The 5,069-nt window shown below is 52.3% G+C and carries 2 protein-coding genes; both read left to right on the plus strand.

Annotated elements, in window-relative coordinates; genetic code table 11:
• Positions 1-292: 292 nt before the first annotated feature.
• Positions 293-1,126 (plus strand): hypothetical protein, encoded by an 834-nt coding sequence (locus tag HEQ50_RS12345; RefSeq protein WP_168900801.1) that lies wholly within the window; start codon positions 293-295, stop codon positions 1,124-1,126.
• A gap of 648 nt (positions 1,127-1,774) precedes the next feature.
• On the plus strand, positions 1,775-5,069 hold a 3,295-nt coding region (locus HEQ50_RS12350; protein ID WP_168900802.1), incomplete at its 3' end, for a leucine-rich repeat protein.

Below are 5,069 nucleotides of genomic sequence, written 5' to 3' on the forward strand. Positions count from 1 at the left end.
TAAAGGAGCACGGCCTGTCTTCACTACCACTATAAAGTAATAGAGGCATAAGAGCATCCCGTCGGATAACTCTTATGCCTCTAAGCTTAGTATTTTTTGCGTGCAAGCTTCGGGCACACATTAAAATTAAGGTGAGCTTAACGTTTGGCGGAGCGGGATGTGCTACAATAATAAGCAACTATGTGCGCTGAATAGCGTAGTCGGCGTTCGTCGCAGATACTTAGATGTATCAAAAATGGTGAGATGACGGCGAATTTAACGCATAAGTTTGGACGAATTGGAGGTGGTGTCGGTGAGCGAAAATACGCGTATGGCCCGTTATCATTCGGCGGAACCGGAAACACCGCAAAGACCAGAGGAAAACGCACCCCAGCCTTACCAACGCCGGCCGGCACTGGCCCGTTGGGTGGCCATCTTGGTGTTACTGTTTACGATCACGATTGGCCTGAAAATTACGGTATTCAACGCTAACTACACGGCCGGCGTCGTCTCACGGTCGAATGTCGGCCAAAAGGTCATTAATCAGCTTAACAATAAACTGGAGAGCCTCGGGGTGAATGGTAGTCCCGTAACATCGGGGATTGCCCAGCCTTATCTGGCCCAGGGGATTGCCCAACTTTATGGTGACACCGCCACGACAACGGTTGACGAAACGGAGCTAGCCACGGCCATTAGTACGCAGGCTCAAACCGTGGGCGTTACCGCGTCTACGGCGATGACGACCGCAATTGCTAAGGAAGCTCAGAAGCTGGCCAAGGCGACGTTTGCCACGCCGGCGATGACCCAGGCGGCTCTGAAGATTCAGAAGGCCAAGACCGCAGATTTCTGGCTGTTGATCGCGACCGTTCTCTTAACCATTGTGACGGTGTTCTATGCATTTAGTGTCCACCATGTGATGGCGAGTCTGGGACCGGGCTTGGCGTTGGGGGGCTTGTTGACGGCGATTGTGGGAGCGGCCGGCTACTTCTTGTTGCCGACGCTGATCCCCACGGCCGGCGCCACGGTCACGAGTCTGGTCACCACGGTTGGCCGTAGCGGCATCGCGGTCATCATCTTTGCCGGGGGCGTCGAGATTGTCCTAGGTCTGTTGATCATGCTGGGTCACCACACATTTAGAAAAGATTAGGTCGTGTTTGACCATGACGACGTCTGAGAACTAGTTTCTCAGACGTTTTTTTACTTGGGCCAATCCTTGTAAAGTGAAGAAGTGGAGAAGCGTCCGCAATGTGAATTGCCGTGAAGACGAGGTGCTTCCTTATCGGTGGACGAGTACCGGTTGAGGTTGGTGAAAAAATAAGGGCCATGTCGGATGTGATATAGGTAACCTTACTAATTAAATGAACTGTTACATTGATTCTCGTTTGACTTAAAGTCTGTTGATTGTGTCGAACAGTATCGTGGAGATTATGGGCGTTGTGGTGGTGACCACGACGCCTTTTCTAATTTCAAGTGAGCTGATCAAACTATAACAGGGCCTGTCGGATTAGTTAGCAGCTCTGATCATTAAAATAATTAATCGATTTCTTGATTATTGATTGACCTAAGCCAAGGTGACGGTATAAAATAAGATAAATTATTTTAATCTATGAATTAAAAATATGTATTTCAAATCGCTGTTTGATAAGGTTGAGGGGCAAACCTGGTTGCATAAATAAGAATTAGTTGCACAAATAAAACGAGTCTTTAGAATAATTGTTGAGAGTAAGGGTTCGTCATCTTAATTGCGAGATGGCGGCCGGGTTGACTAGCCTGGCTTTCGAGAGGAGCAATCACCATGGAAGTTAAAGAACACTACAAGATGTACAAGGATGGCAAACGGTGGGTTTTCGCTGCGATTACGGTGGCGACGATTGGTTTGGGAACCGCCGTTAGTCAAGATGTCGTGGGCCATGCGGATACGACGAGTGGTACCGTGACGGCGCAGAGTAGTGGGAGTAGTGTGGAGCCGAGTGCGACGGCCACCCTGACGTCGTCTACCGGTAGTCAGACCACTGGAGCGACAACGACGGATACGGAAGTGACTGGTAATAAGACCACTGGAACCGCCGCCTCATCGCCGGAAACGCAAGGGGATACCGCAACGGAGACGTCGACTGACGGTAATCAAGATACCCCAGCCAACGGGACCGATAATGGGACCACAAACGCGGCTGGTACCGATTCGACCGCTGATGCCACGACCGGTGCAGCGAACAATCAGGTGACTGGCGATACGGCTGGCACGGACACGGCAACCGAAGCGTCATCGGATGGGACGAAAGCTGCCGAAAGTGATAGCGGTGCCATTTCGGGGACATCGGGTTCTGAGAGCACGACTAACACCGGTTCTGAGACGGATAATAGTGTGAACGGTACCACGCCGACTACTGAGTCTGAAGGGACAGATACGTCTGATGGTGTTGACGAGGACGCGACCGTGACGAGCACGCCGGCTGCTCCGGCTAGCACCGCGACAGCCACGGGCACCAAGATGTTAGCCAAATCCGTGACGCCCATCGACGATAGCAATATTTTAACGTACGACTTGAATGCGGATGGGTCGGCCACCATCACCGGGGCCACTCAGGATGTCGGGGACACCTTGGTGATTCCATCGACCATTACGGATAATACCGGCAATGTACTAAATGTGACGGCGATTGGCCAAGGCTTTAGCTCGAATTATCCCAACACCCAGAACTTGAAAACCTTAATCATTGAAAACGGGATTACATCCATCGCCGACAATGCTTTCTCGTACTTAAAGAATTTAAGCACGATTGATCTGAGCCAAAACCGAACGCTGACGACTATCGGAAGCCAGGCCTTCGTAGACGATGGGCTGACGACGCTGGTCTTACCGGATAGTGTCACCACGATTGGGTCGCAGGCATTTGCCAGCAATCCACTGACGAACGTGACCTTCTCCCAGAACCTCCAGACCATTGGCGATATGGCCTTCGAGTATGATCCGCTCACGAGTATTGACCTGGGGAACAGCACGAGCCTGACGGCAATTGGTGACTTGGCCTTCTTCGGGTCGCAAGCCAGCTCGTTGACGCTGCCCACAAGCCTGGTCACCATTGGAAATCAAGCGTTCGCTTCTAACGGCAAACTGACCAGTGTGACCATCCCCGCTAGCGTGACGACGATTGGCAATGAGGCCTTTCTGCAAGACAGTCAGCTGGCGAACTTGACCTTTGCGGCCGGTAGCCAGTTACAGACGATTGGGGACAGTGCCTTTACGTATACCGGTTTGACTAGTGTGACGTTGCCAGCTAGCCTGGTAGCCATCGGGGACAGTGCTTTTGCCGCCGACAGCGCGCTGACAAATCTGACCTTTGCGGCGGCCGGGAACCTGACGACGATTGGGGCCCACGCGTTTGAAAATGATAACGGCATCACGACCCTGGCCTTACCCGCCAGCCTCACCACGTTGGGGGACTTCGCCTTCAGCACGATTCATGGACTGACCAGCGTGACCTTTGCCGATGGGACGCAACCGCTGACGATTGGGAATAGCGCCTTCATTTACGATACGGCGTTGACCAGCGTCACGTTGCCGGCTAACCTGACGAGCATCGGCGACCAAGCCTTCCTGTCGGCCACAAGCTTACCGACGATTACCTTCCCGGCAAATTTGGTCAGCATCGGGGCGAACGCGTTTACCTATGATCAAGCTTTGAAGAGTATTGACCTCACGGGAGCCACGAGTCTCACGACCATCGACAAAGGAGCGTTTGAGTATTCCGGGTTAACCGGAAATCTCGTCCTTCCGACTAACTTGACCGCGATTGGCGATCTCACCTTTGCGGGCGATGCTCTCACGGGTGTTACGCTCAATGAACAGTTGCAAAGCATTGGGAACAGCGCATTTATCTACAATCAGTTGACCGGTTCGGTCATTCTGCCAGCAACACTCACTTCTCTGGGCGATATGGCGTTTTATGGCAATCAGTTGACCACGGTTAGTGTGCCAGCAACCGTCACGCAGATTGGCGATAACGTCTTTAGCTATAACCGAATTAATCAACTGACGACGGGCACTGGGACGACTAACTTGGCTTTGAACCAGAACGCTTACTACTTTGCCACGCAATCTACGCTGACGTTGGCTGACCTCTTCAACGTGGACTTGGGTGGGGTGACCCTGAGTCCGGAAAATATCAGTGGGTTAACCGGTGGCGTGACGTTAGCTAGCGATGGGACGTTTAACATTCCCGCGGGGCTGAGTCAATTCACCTTCGACTGGTCGGTACCGACCGACGCGACCACCTATACCGGTCAGTATCAAGTGGTCTTGAATAATCCGGACATTAAGGTCTTTAATTCCACCATCTTCTATGGAGACACGTGGACGCCGGCCGATAACTTTTTGAGTGCGGTGAACTCGGATGGGACCAATCTGGCCTTGAGCGATATTACCGTTACGGCCGTTGATAGCCAGGGAAATAGTGTGGCACTGGATGCCCTGACCAGCAAGGCCGGGACGTACCAGGTCACTTACAAATCTGGAAATAATTCCGCCGTGGCCCAAATCACGGTGGCCAAACGAACGGCCAATTACACCATCACGGGGAATCAGACCGTCACTTACAACGGCCAAACGCCAACGCTAGACATGGGACAATTCTCGGTCAGCCTGACGAATGAATTACCTTGCACGCTAAAGGACGGGGATTTGACGTTGGCCTACACGGACGCCAATGGAAACCAGGTCTTGTTGAATGCGAATAATGCGGCGGATTTTGTCAATGCCGGAACTTATAACGTCGTGGTTAATCCCGCGGCTTGGGAACGACTGACTCAAGAAACGCCGGCACTGGCCAATTATGACTGGTCGGGATCCAAGTCGGTGGCAACCCTAACAATTGCGCCGGCTGTTCTCAACGTAAGTGTTCCTGACCAGACCATGGTTTACGGTGGTCAGGAGCCAACGCCTACATTAACAGTGACCGATGCGAACGGGAATGTCGTGACCGATTCTGGTTTGACAGTGACGCGAGATGCCGGAGATAATGCCGGAGAGTATGCCTATCACGTGTCTGGATTAAACAGCAACTACACACTGGGTAACGAGTCGATTGGGA

The sequence above is a fragment of the Lactobacillus sp. HBUAS51381 genome (assembly GCF_012641095.1).
In the GTDB taxonomy this organism is placed as follows: Bacteria; Bacillota; Bacilli; order Lactobacillales; family Lactobacillaceae; genus Levilactobacillus.